Source organism: Salibacterium halotolerans, from assembly GCF_900115625.1.
In the GTDB taxonomy this organism is placed as follows: Bacteria; Bacillota; Bacilli; order Bacillales; family Marinococcaceae; genus Salibacterium; species Salibacterium halotolerans.
This window is the reverse complement of record NZ_FOXD01000004.1, coordinates 20585-36837: the sequence shown is the minus strand read 5'-3', so window position 1 is coordinate 36837 and position 16253 is coordinate 20585. Positions and strand designations below refer to the sequence as shown.

Sequence of the window (16253 nt, the reverse complement as noted above, 5' to 3'; positions counted from 1 at the left end):
TTTTTTCACCTCTAGTTCCATATTACAAAAGGAACATGAGAATTCACTGAGAAAGGGGCAGAAAAATCGATGCAGTCGTTCCGTTTCCTTCTTCACTTTCCAACTGAATCTCTGCACCAAGCGCACGCGACAGCTCTTCGGCCAGGGACAATCCGAGGCCGAAGCCTTCAGATTTGGAAGATCTGGCTTCATCCACCTGATAAAAGCGGTCAAACACCTTGTCCAGCTGCTCTGCCGGTATGCCTATGCCGTCGTCAGTGATCCTGATACCGGCCTTATCTTCAATCCGCTCCGCCCGCACTTCGATGGGGGCATCGCTGTACTTGCGGGCATTGTCCATAAAAATGTAGAGCAGCTGCTTCAACTTCTGTTCATCCGTTCTCACATTTAATTCCCCGAATCCTTCAAATATCACCCGGCGTTCGTAGGCTCTCTCAAACGCCTGGGTCATGGACTCCAGAATCTGTGAAATGTCATAGTCCTCCCACTCCATATTCCACTGTTCATCTTTCCTCGCCAGAAGCAGCAGCTGCCGGGTCAACCCCCGCATCCGTTCCGCTTCGGATTGAATGGCTTCCACCGATTCGTTAAAAAGAACCTCATCCTCCATACCGCGTCGCTTTAACAAGCTGGAATAGGACTCAATAACAGTGAGCGGCGTTTTTAATTCGTGGGATGCATTCGATACGAACTGCTCCTGCCGTTCATAGTTCGTCTGCAGCTGGTGGATCATTTGATTAAACGTCTCTGTCATCTGCGACAGTTCATCCCTCGTCTGTTTCGGCGTCTCAATCTGCTGAAACCTGCCGCTCTGCCGGATATGATTCATCGTCTGAATCAGCGACGTTATCGGCCTGGTCACGAGATTGCTCAATATCCTCGCCGAGATAAACAGAGGCACCACCGCCAGCACAGACACAACGAACAGAACAATCCGGAGCAGCGCTAGATTTTCCGCCGCAGCCTGTATCGATTCGGTCAGCTGCAGGGAAGCGACTTCTCCGCCTGTCCACACGACAGGCAGCGCTGCAAACGCATGCGGAGTGCCTTCTATCCAGCGGACTTCGGCGATACTCTCTTCGTAATAGCGGGTGTCCTGACCGGGAAGCACCTGTCCGCTTCCCCCTGTGACCAGTGTGTCCGAACTGCTGTTTTGAAGCACAATATGCAGCATGCCGCCGGGCGGCACATAAGCACGCAGCAGATCGCGGGATGCGGCAGCATTCTGATTATCACTGACTCCCGCCACGACCTGCTCCGCCTCCTGCCGGACCTGCTCGACTTCCGTCTCGAACATAATATGTTTAAAAGAAAAATAGACCGCCATATTGATCAGAATAAGAAGAAAAATAAACAATACCGTCGTGAAAACATGTATCTTATTCGTCAGCTTCATCTCGGGTCCTTCAGCACATACCCGACACCTCTCACCGTGTGAAGAAGCTGCGGATCATAGCCTTTATCCATTTTATTGCGCAAGTACCTGACGTACACTTCCACAATATTGGTGTCCCCGTCGTAATCATAGCCCCAGACGCGTTCCAGAAGCTGTTCCCGGTTCAGTACCTGACGCTGGTTGTGCATAAAATAAGCAAGCAGGGAAAATTCCTTTGCCGTAAGCTGAATCGGATCCCCGCCGCGGAAGACTTCATGGGTGGACTCGTTCACGGTTAGATCAGCGGCGCGCATCGCGTGCGCGTCTTCTGCTTCCAACGCATTTGTCCGCAGGGCGGCACGGATTCTCGCCAGCAGTTCCTCAATCTGAAACGGCTTGGTGACATAATCGTTCGCACCCAGATCCAGCCCTTTCACCTTATCCTCCAGCTCATCTTTTGCCGTCAGCATGATAACAGGAGTCGGATCCCCGCCGGAACGAATCCGCCGCAGCAAATCCACCCCGCTCATCCCGGGAAGCATAACATCGAGTATAATAAGTTCCCACGTCTCTTTGCGGAACTGCTCGATTCCCTCCAGCCCGTCATGCGCTTTGACCACACGGTACCCTTCGTACTCAAGTTCGAGCTCCAGTACCCGGGCGATTTTCTCTTCATCTTCGACTACCAAAATGGATGGCTTTCTCATAAACACCCCTCATTCGTTCGTCTGTATCATCTATCGATAGTGTAGCACAGCTGACGAAAGAAGGTCAGGCTATATTGCTCGACTTCAGCCATCGATTCCCTGTTAAATAAGTAAAGGAACTATAAATTATTCGAACACCGTCACGATAACGCCATTCATATTGTTTCCTGAAATCTTATATTCGAGATGTTCCGGTATATCAATCGTCATGTTTTCGGAAAATGAGTGATAAGACACCGTATATGCTTTCCCGTCCACGTCAACTGACATTTTCTTTTTTTGTTTGAGATGATTCAAATACTCCTCTAAAACAAAATTTTTCTCCTTCATAATTGCACTATGCGGTAAACCAACATAGCGAATATGCCAAGGTTCATATTCGATTCCTGTAACATCAACTTTACCTTCTGGATAACGTAAAATAAACCCATGTTTCCAAGCGTTCTCTTCTATCCATTTTGCTTCTGGTGCGTTATACATCGATTCTTGCGTAGAGCCTACATCAAGGGCCAGCCCTGCATTGTGTTCACTATGTCCTGCCGGTAATGCGAGATTTGCCCCTTTCTCTTGATAAAGTTCCCTTTGTTTTTCAAAACTCCGAACTCCGCTCGTCATTGAAAAATGATTCACTCCTTCTTTCCCAGCAGCAGTGACCATATCGGAAAATTTACGAGCAATATCCTTTGGTAAGGAAATATTGTTATCCAGCAGCACATACCCCTGCGTCAAATCACGGTGTGTAGATAAATCTACGATACCCTGCCTTATACTATCGCGTTTCACTGCATAGTCCCTGTTGATCAAAAGCAGGTTCCCCTGCTTCGTTTGATCTTCTGTGACATCTACCTGCCGGGTACTTTCATCTGATTGTTCTTCACTCGACACGTTAGGTTGATTACCATATTGCAATTCCACATCTGCATTATCCTGCAGACGGGTGGCTGTATAAACAAGTGAAACACCTAAACATATCAACAACAATAATAAAAATCTCCATTTTTTCATGTACGGTCCCTCCTTAATTCTTACTAAGGAAAGGATAGAAAAAAAATTTTAAATAAAAAGCGGGGTGACATTTAAATTTTTCTTAAATCCATGAAGGTGCACGCCGCTTATGACCTTCTGCGGAAGCGATGATCAGGATAGGAGGGAGGGAGGAGGGAGGAGGGAGGAGGGAGGAGCCGGACTATATCCTGGATTTTCTACAGGTTATTCGTTGTTCTCCGGGGAATGAATAATCTCTCCTGTTTTTGCATCTATTCCAAACGTCATCGACTGATTGGAACCATTATCACTAAACGTAATGTTATATCTGCTGAAGTCTTTTATGAAATTGTCTACAACGTTTACACCTGTGATTTCATAAGACTTTAACTCCGGGTGTGCGGCATGGATTTCATCTATCCCTTTTTCTGCGTTTGGATAGGAGCGTACTTCCGAAGCCTCTAGTGATTGTATGGTATAGCTGACGTCTCCGGTTTTTGCATCTACTGCAAAGTGAAAAAAGTTCTCTCCATCATCTTTCAGCCGAATCACATACTTATCGTAATTTTCTTCAGATACCACATTTTCATATGCATTAATCTCATAGGATTCTGTTTCTGGAAACAAATCATAGACCTGGTTCATTGCTGCTTTCACATCCTTGTCTTCCAGAGCTTCGGCAGCTGTTATTTTTTTGAAAGCACCTGCATGCAGCTCCTCAGAATCCTGCTCCTGAGCTTCAATGCCTTGATTGGAGTTTTCCTGTGCACTTACAAGGGACTCTCCAGACAGTGTAACCGCAGCGACTAATCCTAAAGTGCTCAAACTTACAGCAGTTTTTTTAAGTTTTTGCATCATTCTATTCTCCTTTTTGATATGATTTGATATCCAGCTCCTTCCTCCTCAGATTTAAAATAGACAAAAATGTTTAAATAAAAAGCGTGGAAAAATTTAAATTTTTCTTAAATCCATGCCTTGTACGTTAAATAGACTTATGATCTGTCTCATTTCCATGCGGCAGACGTACTTCAAACACCGTACGAATGACTTCGCTGTCCACAGTAATCGTTCCACTATGCTGCTCGACAATATTTTTGGCAATAAACAGACCAAGGCCTGTGCTGTCTTCTTTTTGCGTTCGTGCTTTGTCACCGGTATAGAGCATATCAAAAATATGCGGAAGCTCCTCTGAAGGAATGGAATCGCCATAATTCACGACCTGCACCACCACTTCGTCCGCACCCATAAACCCGTTCACATCAATAAACTGTCCATCGCTCCCATACCGGCTGGCATTCATCAGCAGATTTTCAAACACACGCGCTAACTGTTCACCATCACCGGTAATTGGTAAAGAGGAAGTTATATTCATTCGGGCTGTTAACTGATTGTTTTCAAAAACAGGATACAGTTCTTCCTTTAATTGGTGAAGAAGTTCACTTACATCAATCGGCTGTTTTTTCATCGGCAGCTTACCGTAATTCAAACGCGTGATTTCAAACAACTCTTCGATCAACCGTTCCAGACGCTGGGATTTCGTCAATGCAATTGTCAGATAATGCTTTACCTGCTCCTCTGTTAAATTACCGTCTTTGAGAATCACTTCGATATATCCTAAAACAGAGGTAAGCGGTGTCCGCAGATCATGAGCCAGATTGACGACCAGCTGATCCTTGCTGCTTTCAGAAAAGTCTCCTCTTTCAATGGCTTCTTTTAATTCTTCATTTGCCAGGTTAATATCACGTGCAATGTCACTAAACTCGTCATTGGAACGAACAGGAACACGATGGGTAAAGTCACTATTGGCAAGGGCATGAATCCCGTCGGACAATTCCTTGAAATATTCGGAATAAGGCTTAGTCAACCGTAAGAAAAACAAGATAGAAAGCGGGATGAAAAAAAGTAAAAAGACGGTAATATCTCCAATGTTGTTAATGAACATACGGATTTGGGCCAATGTGTCACCATAATCAACCATCGTGCGATAATAAAGCTGCAGCATTTTATAGATGCCATACGTGATGACACCGGAATAAAACATACTTAAACCAAATAAGCCCACCATCTTTGTACGAAAATGACGTATCTTATTTACCATCAAATGTATACCCCACTCCCCAAACGGTTTTAATCCATTTCGTTTTCCGAGCGTCTTCTTTCAGTTTTTTTCTTAACGTTCGAATATGAACCATAACCGTGTTATCACTTTCAAAGTATGCTTCGCCCCACACTTTACGAAAAATATTTTCTACGCTGAACACTTTCTTTGGATAACTCGCCAGCAGGTACAAAATATCAAATTCTTTTGGCGTCAGCCCAATGATTTCATCATACAGGGTAACGGTGCGCTCGTCAGGAATAATCACTAATCCTCCGAAATCCAAGCTTGATTGATGATCGGTTTTTGGTTGATTTAATACCATAAAACGCCTGAGTTGAGCGTTTACACGAGCGGCCAATTCCATCGTGTTAAATGGCTTTGTTATATAATCGTCCGCTCCAACCGCCAAACCGTGAACCTTATTAAAATCGGACGTTTTCGCACTCAAAAATATAATAGGCATGTGATATTGTTCTCGAATGTGCCGTGTCACTTCATATCCATCCATTTCAGGCATCATAATATCCAGGATTAATAAATCAATCGGCTGAGTCTCAATGATATGAACAGCTTCCTGTCCATCGGAGGCTTGAATGACATGATAGTTTTCCTTTTGTAGATGAATGGCGATCAGATCCGCAATTTCTTTTTCATCATCAGCAACCAAAATCGAAACACGTTTCATCTTATCCCACTCCTAAGCGTAATGATGATTATTTCTATGACCATTCGTATTCGATTAAAGTGTAAGAGAAAAAATGACATACCACAACTAATACATGACGTTTCTTTTTATTCCGTTGGGGTTTTTGTTGGTTGTTATCTACTAACAAAAAGGGGCTGTATCAAAAATCGTTAAACGTTAAGAAGGCATCCGCTGCAGGCGGACGCTTGCCGCGGGCAGCGCCTCAGCTACATCAAACGGTAAACCGCCGTTTGATGGGATCTTCGGCTGCTGCTCTTCCCGCTGGCGTCGCCGCCTTCCGCTTCTGCCTGGGTTGAATTTTCTATATTACTGAAAAAGGAGCTGTACCTTTTGATACAGCTCCTCTTCAGGTATAATGCCATCCATGTGCTTCTTTGTCACTGTTCCCTGACGAGCAACGCACAGCATTCTACATGCACGGTCTGCGGGAACATGTCCACCGGCTGTATTTCTTCAACGTTGTACCCGTTTTTCTCCAGGTATTCAAAATCCCGGACCTGCGTTTCCGGGTTGCAGGAGACATATACGATCCGCTCCGGCTGCAGCTTTACGACACTTGATAAAAAGGCTTCGTCGCTTCCTTTCCGGGGAGGATCCATCATAACGACGTCGGCCTTCTCTCCCCGCTCTGCCATCTCGACCATGAACTTTCCGGCGTCGCCCTGATAAAACCGGGCGTTTTTCACACTGTTTCGTTTGGCATTACGGATGGCGTCGCGGACAGCATCGTTATTCAGCTCCACTCCGATGACCCGGCCGGCCGTTTTGGCGGCAATAAGACCAATCGTACCAACACCACAGTAGGCATCGATCACCGTTTCTTTTCCGGTCAAATCTGCCATTTCCATCGCTTTGTCATACAATTTCTCCGTCTGGACCGGATTGACCTGATAGAACGATTTCGCCGAGATCACAAACTCCATCCCGCCCAGTGTATCGGTGATCGTACCCGGTCCGAACAGTACTTTTTCCTCGTCCCCGAGTACCATGCTCGTGTCTTTATTGTTCACATTATGAACAAGCGTAGTGATCTCCGGATGGGCTTTGCGCAGTGCTTTGACAAAGTTATTTTTGCCAGGAAAGACAGAAGAGGCGGCAACGAGCACCACCATAATCTGCCCGCTTGTTTTGCCGACCTTTATCAGCACGTGGCGCAGAAAACCGTTACCCGTGTCTTCGTTGTACGGCTGCAGTTTCGTCGTTCGTAGAATGCCTTTAATGGTCCCGGCGATCTCGTCGGCTTTCGGATCGTGAATAAGACAGTGGTCCATCGGGATAATCTCGTGGGAATTACTCGCATAAAGCCCGCCGATCACCTGCCGGTCTCTGCTCAGTCCAAACGTTGTGTGGCTCTTGTTGCGGTACGCATACGGATGCTCCATCGTCAGCATGGCTTGTGGTTTTCCGAACGGCTTCATCAAGGCATCCACGGTTTTCTGTTTGAAGTCCACCTGCGCCTCATTGTTCATATGCTGCAGCTGACAGCCGCCGCACTCGTAGAAATAAACGCACGGCGGTTCCACGCGGTCGCTTGAAGGCTGGATGACCCGCTTCAGTTGCGCAGTCGTATGCCGCCCCTTCGTTGAAACAGCGACTTCCGCCGTTTCACCGGGCAGAAGGTGCTCCACCTCCAGTTTCTTGCCGTCCCACTGAATGATGCCTTTTCCCTCATTCGTTAACCCGGAACAGGTAACCTCCGCGATAACAGGCTTCTTCCCGTCCGTACCTTTTCCTTTTGCCGGACCGCCGCCGTGGGCCTGACGCTTTCCGACTGGCGGTTTATTCGCGGGGTTTGGCTTTTTTCCTGACTTTTTATATCCATGGTTCTTTCGTTTACTCATATGCACTTCCTATCTACATGTCTTTTCTGCCCCTTTATTATAGACTACTGTTAGTAGACAGTAAAACAGCCGCCAAGGCGTGTATGTTGCGTTTGTCCCCCTTCGATCCACCGTAAACGTCGTTATGAAAGGTGCCTAGTGACGTTTACAGCACACAGAGCAGGCAAAAACGTAAGCATGAATGGTTCATGGTTACGTTTAGACGATATGAAACAGGCGTTTTGGCCGCATGAACGGATGTATGCATTCTATTGTCCACATTCCGGCATAAAAAAGACACTTCCAAAGCGCAGTACTGCTGCTTGGAAGTGTTTTTTTGTAAAACTAATTCTCCTCATGGTTCAGCTATTGTAACTATATACAACCTTTTTCAAAATGAAACAGCCAAACTTTGGTAGCAAAGGTGTTTTTCTTATCTCGTTTCGCTGGATCCATTCCATGCTCAACGTGGTGTCATGAACAGTTGGGTCCAATACGTATGGTACGGCCCTGACTGTTCCACATAACCTACTCCCATATGTGTGAAATCCTTATGAAGAATGTTGTCACGATGTCCTTCACTATTCATCCACCCTTCCACGACTTGTTCAGGTGAACGCTGCCCTGCAGCTATATTTTCCCCCGCTGCGCGGTAAGTGAAATCAAAGGCTTCCATCATGTCAAAAGGGGACCCGTAAGTTGGTGACGTGTGACTGAAATAGTTGTTTTCAGCCATGTCCTGTGATTTGATATCAGCGAGACCACTAAGCCGGTTATGCATTTCCAGAGGTTCCAGTTCCCGTTTGGCCCGTTCCTCATTGACGAGCTTTAACACCTCCCGCTCAAATTCGCCCGGTTCATAGTCCGTAATCGATTCTCCTGAAACAGAAGCCTCCTTATCCGGAGAACTTTGTTCCGGCTCTCCTTCTTCCTTTTGTGCTTCGCCCGGGTACTGCCATTCCACACTGTTTAAAAATGACTCAATATTCGTTGTCCAATCCTGGAATGTTTGTTGTATATCCGTTTCTCTTGTCCATTCCTTGATATTCTCTGTCACTTTTTCATACGATTCTTTCGGTGATTTCCACTTCCATATATCCTGAGCGGTTACGGGAGAAACCACAACGATAAAGAGAAGCAGACACACCAGAACAACGAACGATTTTTTTATCATGCGATAAGCTCCTTTTGCAAAAAATGATTACATTGTGATTTCTATCAACGTATTCCTCTCTTCTGCACTGATCATGTTTTGTTCTTAGAACGTTGATGAAACTCCCTTTTCTTCACTTCTGCTTTAAATATCCGCTTTATATATTATATTTTCTATAGTTACCTTTAAGTAAAGTATCTTATAACATATTTCATATAATATATAGATTTTATCGATTTATAGACCGGCAAACAAAGTTGTGAAAGTCTGATTGAGACCGTTGAGGGATGTAGAGGAAGCCAAAACGTGGGCATCATTTAATCATACTTACGTTTTGACGAGTATAAAAGAGAACAAAGAAGCATGGAATAAAGACCAGAGAGACCGGAAATCCCTTTGGTCAGGTAAGACTCAGCTGGGTTGTTCTGCCGCCGTCCACGGTGTAGACCTGTCCTGTGATAAATCCAGCTTCATCTGCTGCGAGAAACGCGATGAGCGCTGCCACTTCTTCGGGGGAGCCTGTGCGGGCGACAGGGTGGATACCCGCGATATCGCGCCGAAACGCTTCTGCATCTTCCGAGTTTTCGACCATATCAAGGTTCAGCTCGGTGTCAATCCAGCCCGGTGCCACCGCATTACAGCGGATGCCTTCATGACCGTGATCGACCGCTACCGAACGGGTTAACCCGTGCAGTCCGGCCTTTGTAGTACAGTACGCCGCATGCTGGGGATTGGCAGCAATGCCTTCTATCGAGCCTGTGTTGACGATACTTCCTTTCGTCCGGCGCAGATGCGGAAGCGCAGCGCGGATCAGCAGAAAAGGTGCCGTCAGATTCACACTGATGTTGCGCTGCCAATCCTCTAAACTCATCTCTTCAATGGAGGCTTCCTGCATCATACCGGAGTTATTGACGAGCACATCAAGCTGCCCGTGTCGTGCCATAATTTCTTCCATCACCCGCTCCGGAGTTTGTGGGTCGGAGAAATCAGCCTTGATGGATTCAAATTCCTCATCATCACCGCGCTGTGCCGTGATGACGACCGCTCCTTCCTCCTGCAGCCGGCGGGCGACAGCCTGTCCGATCCCAGAACGCCCGCCTGTCACCAATGCCACTTTGTTATCAAAACGCTTCATTTGTGCTGTCATTATTATTTTCCTCCCCATATATGTAATAACGTACGGTTGTCTCAGCTGTCTTTATGCAAGAAAGCGGAAAAAGTCCGTTTATTCCAATGGGTGTCCTTCCCTACTTTTTCCGGGACCTTTTTCGTCATTACCATAACATAAAAAGAAAAAGGGCGTTAGCGTAGAAATGATCAGCTTCTGCGCCACCGCCCTTTTCAACAGCTTTTAATTATTAAAACAACATCCATGGAGGGAATGTTTCCCGCGGGTAATGCATTTTTACATACCATTATACCATTTACATGGAGAAATCATACGATAAAAACTCAGCCCGTTGGTTTTCATGTTTATCGAGCATAATCTGTTCCGGCTGGATGCCCTGCTCACGCAGAACTTCTATGTTCTGCAGGAGAAACTCGTCGCTTCCGACAACATAGAAGAGTCCATCTTTGTCTGCCGCAAGAGCTTGTACTTCCGCGTAGTAGTCCCTGCGGTTATCGACGAACTGTGAGGTGAACGTTTTGTCAGGGGAGGACGCGAAAGTATCAGGGAATAAGAAGCTCCCGGAGGAATCGATGTTGAGCGAATGCATATGCCCGACGTTGTCACCACGTTTAAAATAATCCAGCACGAGCGGTCTGAATGTTGCCAGGCCGACACCTGATGATAGTAGATACACATTTTTGTCTTCTCTTTTCAGCGGCACATTCGAATGCGTTTTAAATATCGCAACATCACTGCCCACATCAAGCTGCCTTAATATCGCTTTGAACTCGGAGCACTGCTCTTTGATACGTGTCGTGATACCAATGGAATGCTCGTGTGGTAACGTAGAAATGGACATGTGACGGATCAGACTGCGGTTTGGCTGGTCCCCGGCATTAAATCCCTCCAGGGCAAAATGGGTGTGGGCGCCTTCCTCCCAAGTGAAACCTTCCGGGAGGTTAAGCAGGAACGTTTTCACTTCAGGCGTTTCTTCGATAACCTCATTTATTTTCGTCCAGTATATCTGCATCTTAGATTCTCCTTATTTCATTCTATATCCCAGTAGATCCTACTATACAATAAATGAAAATGATTATCAATTAATGTGATTGAACGTTTATTTTATGAACGTCCGGCCGGCTGGTTTCGTCTGAAAAAGGGAAGGATGTCCCTTTATTTCTAAAAACAATTAGTAAGAACATGGAAAACATGGTAGAATGACATTAACTTATAAAAAGGAGGTGTGACGCATGAGTAACGTCGCGTTAAAGCAGGATCTTACCAGTGAACAACAATCCATAGTGGCCAGTGAATTTGAAAAAAGGAAGAAAAGTCCTCTTATTCTCATTCTTTTATGGTTTTTCCTTAGTACGTTTGCGGCTCATCGATTTTATATTGGTCCCATCGGACGTGCTGTCGCTATGCTGCTGCTGGGATGGCTGACGCTGTTCATCTGGAATTTGATCGACATCTTTTTTGCCTGGCAGGGAATGCAGGAAGAAAACGAGCGCATTGAAAAACATATCATTGAAGAAGTGAAATTACATAGTAAGTAAAGAGCAGGAACTATCCCTGCTCTTTATTATTTCCTGGATATGCACCCTTTTCCTTTTTGTATAGCTGCTCCAAAAGAGGGTCGTAACGAAGGAGTGTTCAATCTAATCAAGCAAAAAGTGTTAACTCTAATCTAGCAGTTACACCGTTTATAAAGATCGGGATTTTATCTTTGCAGAAAATACAGGAGACCCAAGAGTTATGAAGATGGCTACAATTCGTTTGCAACGCCTTATGAGGTTTATGGACATTAGCAAGCATATCACCCTCATAGCTTCAGACATACGCACATATCCTTGCTTATTGAAGCTGGCGCAGGAGTTAAAGAGATTCAGGAACGGCTGGGACACTCAGATATCAATACAACCATGGATATTTATGCGCATATGACCAAAAATATAGAAAAAAGACCTCCGAAAAGTTCAGTGAATTAACGAAGAGTCTTATTTAATTATTCTCTTAAATATAAATCATCCAGCCTAATTGAGTAAGGTTAATTTTTCATTAAATAAAAGTACCCTTCACCTAACAGTGTTATTTCTAATATTAGCCAGTGTAGCGTGTTACGGAATAAGTGTTAAGAAACAAAGGTACCACACTATTTTTGTTCTTATTAAATATAAATAACCTCATTCTCTTCAAACCAACCTTCTGAAAGAGCATAATCCCTAACCATTTCGGGTTCTTTTGTGTATGCTACTATTGCCAAATTCCTTTCCGCTCTGCTGCATGTTACATAAAACAAGCGGCGGGTGCGTTCTATACTGGTATCTTTGCCTTCACTTTGATTTTTAATGTCAGTTTTTGAAAGTTCCTTTGCCCCAAGTAGTTTCTCATAGCTAAAAAGAAAACCTTTTGCTTCTTCATCGTCTAGAACGACCATCACACGAGGAAATTCTAATCCCTTTATGCCTTGATGAGTACCAAATCTAGATTGATCATTTATATATTGAACATATTGCTCAAATTGACTAAATAGGCATTTTAAAGCTTCATCCCATGCATCAATAACACTATCCTTATCTGATGATTGGTCATTCTCAATTATATGGGAATCATCGAGTAAGCGTTTTGCAATTGGTATTAGTGCTTCAGGAATTTGAAATAATCCACTGCGAAATACCTCTCTCAATACTAAGTTTAGGGGAGGGTTGTTATTATTATCCCAGAGCGTACAAAGTGAATTTACTGCCTCCTTAGTCTTAATAATTTCTTGTACAGAATCTGAACTACTTTGTAAAACTTCTTTGCTTAAAAGAGGGGAGTATTTTCGAGCAATTCTGGCTACTTCAAACTGATCACCAGACTGTCTTGCTTTAACTAAAGGGAGTACCTGATTAGCAAATAAAGACACTCCCGATAATGTTCCGTCTAGTAAACCGTTTTTTAATTTGTCCACAGCATACAATGGCTCAAAAAATGGGGAGAATCCATCTCTGCTAGCAGCCATGTGGTGTTCTAAAGTTAACACTTTTACATCAGCTTTAGAATAATTCCACTCATTATCCCCAGACAAAATAGCCATCCGAGAAAAGACATCAGTTTCAACCTTAGCCTTTTCAATCTGTTTCCTTGCATCTATAACAAACAGGCGAACAATACCATCAATTTCTTTATTCGGTTTTTGCTCCTGGCCATCTACACTAGACCTAATCTTATTGATGAGCGTAACAACTCGTTTAGGACATCTATAGTTAATTTCTTTTGCCGGCTTTGCCCATGTGGCAGGAATATTTTGGCCCAAGTCTTTTTTTCCATCATTATAAATCCTTTGCATAGTATCACCGAACATACCTAGCGCAAAGCATTCTGACTTATTTTTTTGGACTTCAAAAAACGCGTCTATCAGCTCTTTTTTTGTGTCCTGGCTTTCATCAATAAGTAATATTGGATACTTTCTTACCAGTATACTTTGCATGAGAGGTCGATTCTGAATAAACTCAGCCGAGATCTTAATCACCTCTGAATGATTCAAGGAACCCTTACCAGTATTTTCTCCGTTTGGGTTATAGCTAAATTTTCTGATACTATCCAAAGATTCAATGCGCTTTGTTTTAAAAGCTATTTTACTTTCTCTATCTGCATATGTTTTTGTTTCCGTATTTTTTACCTTGCTTTGCTGTTTGTTAAGTTCAATTATTTCTGACTTCAGATTATTTACTAACCATTCTTTTATATCGTTTGTGTAGGGTTTTATAAGTTCCCATGCAAAACTATGAATAGTGGAAACATGAAACGTAGAGTCAAATTCAAGGCGTCTCTTAATCTCATCACATGCAGCATTGGTATAGGTTATTATTGCAACCTTTTGAGCCTTTCTTCTCAATTGATCAATATTTTCCGCCCGGAATCTTTTTAATGCTTCAACTAAGCTTCTTGTTTTACCTGATCCTGCTCCTGCGAACAAAAAAAAGCTTTTCGGATTATCCAAGTCCAGATAACTAAAAATTTCTTCTTCCTTAGAAACAGAATTGAAACAATTACTCATCTTTGGCCTCCCTCTATGTTACTTTGAATAACATAATCCTTATGTTTATTTTTTAGCTCTTCTTGGAGCCACTCCAGGCCTCCCATTATATATTGAGGTGGCTTTAATTCACTTGGTTCAGTTGTAAAAAGTAATTCCAATGCCATTTCCGCCTTTTTGCTATTTTTATCCAAAGCGTCAAACATCTCATTACATGCTTCAGAAATAGTTGGCTTATTAACAGCATCGGCCATTTTTTTGATTAGTCCGCTTTCAGATGTTTTATCCTTAAACAATGTAATATTACTTAAAACTAATGCGTCTTCAAAGGTATACGGAATAGCTTTTGTTTGGGTACCTGAGTAATCTGCATCCATTTCATACTGATAAGCAACCCTAACAGAGTTATCTTTAATCTTATCTGTAGAAGATGCTTCCAAAATCTCATCTATCTGATTTTTTTTCGGAATCCAAAACTTTAATGAGTCATTGCCAGTTCTATACCCTTTTCCTTTTTCAGGACGAACTTTCTTTCTTGAATCCTCAGCTATGGAATCCAAATCAGTAATCACAAGCGTTAATAGTCCTAGTGATTCAATTAAAGGCTTAAGCCGATGGGCATGGCTTCCACCAATTTCTAGTAATGAAATGTAACTTCGATCTAAAGCTGTAAAGTCATTGCGAATGAAATGTGGAAGTAACATACGTTCAACCGGTCCTTCAACTAAGATTGCCGCATCAGCAAAAAAAAGATCACAATGGGTTGACTTTAAATAACGAGTCGAAAATTTAGTTGTATCTGAATTATCACCAAATGTTTTTGAAAGATTTACAACCTCGGCGCATGGTATATCATTGGATTGCTTTGCAGGAATTCTTTTAAAATATCGCAAGCTTGTAAAATCAGTTTCATGTGCAATATGACTAGAATGAGTGCTTACAATCAATTGGGTTGAGAATAGAGAAGATTCGCCTGTGAGGATGGAGTGATTTCTTAATACCTCGTATGCCTTTTTTATAAAAACCTGCTGTACTTGAGCATGAAGGTGCGCTTCCGGCTCTTCGATCATAACAATATGAAGTGGCTCTATAAAGTCATCGCTCTTATCATTACGCTTACTTGCTTTACCAACTCGCATCCATTCGTCTCGAAAACGAATCAGATTAAAAATCATTGAAATAAGATTTTGATAACCCAAACCATTATATTTTTCAGGTAAGTACAACGGTTCAGCATTGGGAGTGGAATCATCTTGTAAAACATTAAACCTTACCGCTGCATCATGATTAAGGCCATCCAATGGGGTTATCTTACTGGAAATTTTTATTTTTGGATCGCTAAATCCAGGATAATTCAAGCCTTCCAACTCACTAATCGATGGTGTAAAACTCTTATTCAATCTTTGATCAAAAGCTGTTCTTGCTTCCTCAATTGCAGTCAAAGCATCAAGATCGTTAGAGTCTGGCAATTCAGAGGGATTTAAATGATTATCAAAATATTTTTTCAATTGAGTGGAAAGTTTCCGACTATCATTTGTTCCGCTCTCAATTGGGTTAGAATCAGAAAATCCCCTTTGAGCATTAATGATATCTATCTTAAAAATGCCCACAAATGGGTCGCCTTCCAAAGGTTCCGAATGGTTTGGAAGATCCTGTGGTTTTTCTTCGGTAGCTTTTGATGGATCAAGAATGTAAGCCCTTACCGTAAAGAAATTATGCAATTCTTTATCAAGAAAATCGTGCATTGATTTAGGCCATAACTTTAATGAATCTTCTTTCTCAGTTGATCCACTCGTTTGTTCAGCTGCTACAGATGCCTCTTTATATGCCTTATACAGTTCCTCTACATTTTTAGGTTCGAAAATCAGGCGAACACCAAGTAATCCTCCAGCCCAATCTAATGTTGGAATTAAGTGGCTAACATAGTGTACTTCAGCATTTTCCACTTGTAACCAAACATCAATAGAAGGCACTTGTTGTTGCCATTCTTTTATACTTAAATTCAGATCTTCAGAATCCTTTGTTTTTAACCAATGATTCGCAATTTGATTGACTTTTTCCCAATTAGACAATGTGAAGTCGACGGTTGAAAAATCTTTCTGATGAGATCTTTGGAGAAACATCATTAGTGCATTCATGGCTGATGTTTTCCCACTATTATTAGCACCTACGAATACCGTCTCATTTACAGAAAAGTCAACCCTACATGACTTGAGTTTTCTGAAATGATGTATATCAACGAATCCTAGTTTCATTACACTACAACCACCTTTTA

At 43.0% G+C, this 16253-nt stretch carries 13 protein-coding genes and 1 pseudogene; 2 read left to right on the top strand and 12 right to left on the bottom strand.

Annotated features, from left to right (window positions below; all coding sequences use genetic code 11):
• Nucleotides 1-43: 43 nt before the first annotated feature.
• The 10 genes from BM124_RS04620 to BM124_RS04575 all read right to left on the bottom strand — a co-directional run bounded on the left by BM124_RS04620 (nucleotide 44) and on the right by BM124_RS04575 (nucleotide 10987).
• Nucleotides 44-1396, bottom strand: coding sequence for a sensor histidine kinase (locus BM124_RS04620; protein ID WP_093335610.1), 1353 nt, complete (start codon nucleotides 1394-1396; stop codon nucleotides 44-46).
• The gene (locus BM124_RS04615) at nucleotides 1393-2082 is read right to left on the bottom strand and encodes a response regulator transcription factor (protein WP_093335608.1); all 690 of its coding nucleotides are present in this window, start codon (nucleotides 2080-2082) and stop codon (nucleotides 1393-1395) included. Before BM124_RS04615 ends, BM124_RS04620 begins: the two co-directional genes overlap by 4 nt.
• Nucleotides 2083-2208: 126 nt before the next feature.
• Nucleotides 2209-3087: a M15 family metallopeptidase gene (locus BM124_RS04610; RefSeq protein ID WP_093335607.1), complete on the bottom strand. Its 879-nt coding sequence runs from the start codon at nucleotides 3085-3087 to the stop codon at nucleotides 2209-2211.
• 204 nt (nucleotides 3088-3291) lie between these two features.
• On the bottom strand, nucleotides 3292-3924 hold the full coding sequence (locus BM124_RS04605) for a hypothetical protein (RefSeq protein ID WP_093335605.1): 633 nt from the start codon (nucleotides 3922-3924) through the stop codon (nucleotides 3292-3294).
• A 124-nt stretch (nucleotides 3925-4048) separates the two neighbouring features.
• Nucleotides 4049-5164: a sensor histidine kinase gene (locus tag BM124_RS04600; protein ID WP_093335604.1), complete on the bottom strand. Its 1116-nt coding sequence runs from the start codon at nucleotides 5162-5164 to the stop codon at nucleotides 4049-4051.
• On the bottom strand, nucleotides 5154-5852 hold the full coding sequence (locus tag BM124_RS04595; RefSeq protein WP_093335601.1) for a response regulator transcription factor: 699 nt from the start codon (nucleotides 5850-5852) through the stop codon (nucleotides 5154-5156). The genes BM124_RS04600 and BM124_RS04595 overlap by 11 nt, the downstream gene beginning before the upstream one ends.
• A gap of 398 nt (nucleotides 5853-6250) precedes the next feature.
• Nucleotides 6251-7714, bottom strand: coding sequence for a 23S rRNA (uracil(1939)-C(5))-methyltransferase RlmD (gene rlmD / locus BM124_RS04590; RefSeq protein ID WP_093335600.1), 1464 nt, complete (start codon nucleotides 7712-7714; stop codon nucleotides 6251-6253).
• 442 nt (nucleotides 7715-8156) lie between these two features.
• On the bottom strand, nucleotides 8157-8867 hold the full coding sequence (locus tag BM124_RS04585; protein WP_093335598.1) for a CAP domain-containing protein: 711 nt from the start codon (nucleotides 8865-8867) through the stop codon (nucleotides 8157-8159).
• 379 nt (nucleotides 8868-9246) lie between these two features.
• Entirely contained in the window at nucleotides 9247-9993 is a 747-nt protein-coding gene (locus BM124_RS04580; protein ID WP_244504235.1) for an SDR family NAD(P)-dependent oxidoreductase, read from the bottom strand.
• Between the two features lie 277 nt (nucleotides 9994-10270).
• The gene (locus BM124_RS04575; protein WP_093335596.1) at nucleotides 10271-10987 is read right to left on the bottom strand and encodes a dihydropteridine reductase; all 717 of its coding nucleotides are present in this window, start codon (nucleotides 10985-10987) and stop codon (nucleotides 10271-10273) included.
• A 220-nt stretch (nucleotides 10988-11207) separates the two neighbouring features.
• On the opposite strand from BM124_RS04575, the gene BM124_RS04570 reads away from it, so the two are divergent.
• Complete coding sequence (locus BM124_RS04570; RefSeq protein ID WP_093335594.1) at nucleotides 11208-11513, top strand: NINE protein; 306 nt, start codon at nucleotides 11208-11210, stop codon at nucleotides 11511-11513.
• 148 nt (nucleotides 11514-11661) lie between these two features.
• A pseudogene (locus BM124_RS19770) lies at nucleotides 11662-11962 on the top strand (tyrosine-type recombinase/integrase); the annotation flags it as partial.
• 162 nt (nucleotides 11963-12124) lie between these two features.
• On the opposite strand, the gene BM124_RS04560 reads toward BM124_RS19770, so the two are convergent.
• Nucleotides 12125-13999 carry a UvrD-helicase domain-containing protein gene (locus BM124_RS04560; protein WP_093335593.1) on the bottom strand — a complete coding sequence of 625 codons (1875 nt, stop codon included), beginning with the start codon at nucleotides 13997-13999 and terminating at the stop codon, nucleotides 12125-12127.
• Nucleotides 13996-16233 carry an ATP-dependent endonuclease gene (locus tag BM124_RS04555; RefSeq protein ID WP_093335591.1) on the bottom strand — a complete coding sequence of 746 codons (2238 nt, stop codon included), beginning with the start codon at nucleotides 16231-16233 and terminating at the stop codon, nucleotides 13996-13998. The genes BM124_RS04560 and BM124_RS04555 overlap by 4 nt, the downstream gene beginning before the upstream one ends.
• Nucleotides 16234-16253: the final 20 nt, after the last annotated feature.